General features: G+C 43.7%; 1 protein-coding gene. It reads left to right on the forward strand.

Annotated features, from left to right (window positions below; all coding sequences use genetic code 11):
* Window positions 1–68: 68 nt before the first annotated feature.
* Window positions 69–1,082, forward strand: a complete 1,014-nt coding sequence (locus F0231_RS20730; RefSeq protein WP_171761565.1) for an IS110 family transposase — start codon at window positions 69–71, stop codon at window positions 1,080–1,082.
* Window positions 1,083–1,322 lie beyond the last annotated feature (240 nt).

Raw genomic sequence — 1,322 nt, forward strand, 5'->3', positions numbered from 1 at the left:
TAATTATATGGTCCGCCTCACTCTCAAGCCCTACGCTTAGAGTAGGCTCTCAAAACGAGGTGAACCATATGTCTACCATCCACATTTTAGGTATCGATTTAGGTAAACACTGCTTTCATGCAGTCGGTAACAATCACTCCGGCAAAGAAGTTATTCGTCGTAAGTTTAATCGAAGCCAACTACTCCGTTTCTTATCTGTACTTGAACCTACTATCATCGCTTTTGAAGCCTGCGGCGGCGCTCACTGGCTTGCGAGAAAGTGTGAAGCCTATGGGCATCAAGTTCGACTTATTCCACCTCAATATGTAAAACCTTACGTCAAAGGTAATAAAAACGACTTTATTGATGCGGCTGCGATAGCAGAAGCAGCGAGTCGACCAAGCATGAGATTTGTTTCTGCCAAATCAGAGGAAGCTCAAGTAATCGCAGCTATCCATCGAGTGAGGGATGGTTATATCAAAGAGCGAACGGCTTGTATGAGCCGAATTGGAGCAATACTACTTGAGTTTGGGCTGAGTTTTCCGAAAGGCCATGCCAAGATGAAAACGCTATTTCAGTGGTTGGCCGAGCAAGATATAAAGTTACCGCAGAGCCTGGTAGCTGAACTGCTCTCAATTCATGAGCACTATAAATACCTAAATGAACAAGTATCTATTCAAGATAAGAAACTGAAAGTTATCACTGAAAATAATGATAACGCCGAACTTCTGAAGAGCATTCCTGGTATTGGTGACTTAACAGCCACGCTGTGTGTGGCCAATATCAGCTCTCCTTCGAACTTTGGTGGAGCTCGCGAGATGGCCGCGTGGCTAGGACTTGTTCCAAGGCAGTATTCAACGGGCGGAAAATCTAAATTATTAGGTATGAGCAAACGAGGGAACAAACACCTTCGTACTCTATTTATACATGGAGCAAGGTCCGTACTATCTAGGATAGAAACAACAGGGAAAGTGTTCGGGGATTGGTTAGTCAATTTACGAGCAACAAAACCGTTTAATGTAGTAGTAGTCGCACTTGCCAATAAGCTAGCAAGAATAGCTTGGGCGGTGTTGTACCACCGCCAAGCTTTTAAGGCTGTATAGCCATAACCAAGTTTGCGACGCCAATGAACGTAATGACAAAAACGGTCAATCGGCCAGATTAATAACCTGTAATAAAAAATAGCACTAAATGCTTAAGCCCTTTTAAGGATAATCTGGCGCGAATATCATCGTGGAGCGGGGAAGTTAATGTTCCCGACGCGGACTCCGAATACATTAGCGCAAACCAACTCCGTTATTACTAAATTGTAGTTGCAATAACGGGGCGGACCATACATTTTT

It is taken from the genome of Vibrio sp. RE86 (genome assembly GCF_013114545.1).
Taxonomy (GTDB): domain Bacteria; phylum Pseudomonadota; class Gammaproteobacteria; order Enterobacterales; family Vibrionaceae; genus Vibrio.